General features: G+C 38.7%; 1 protein-coding gene. It reads right to left on the bottom strand.

The window, feature by feature from the left end:
* Positions 1-204, bottom strand: a 204-nt coding sequence (locus IDG65_RS14755; protein WP_206174291.1) for a DUF1672 family protein, incomplete at both ends; no start/stop codon positions are given.

Below are 204 nucleotides of genomic sequence, written 5' to 3'. Positions count from 1 at the left end.
TATCATACTTTTCTTTTTGCGCTCGATATTCAAAGCCACTCAGCACTGTACCCACCATCATACTCATATCATCACCGTTGTCATTACTACGCATTGATCCTTTTTGATGGATGGCATCTTTGTACAAGGGCAAACTTGCATTAAATACAATGCCATGATCATCGCAATGCACATAAACTTCTACACCATCATCTTTACCTACAA

The organism is Staphylococcus sp. EG-SA-17, assembly GCF_017151845.1.
GTDB lineage: Bacteria > Bacillota > Bacilli > Staphylococcales > Staphylococcaceae > Staphylococcus > Staphylococcus aureus.
Note: the sequence above shows the minus strand (reverse complement) of the source record. Positions and strands in the feature narration are given on the sequence as shown.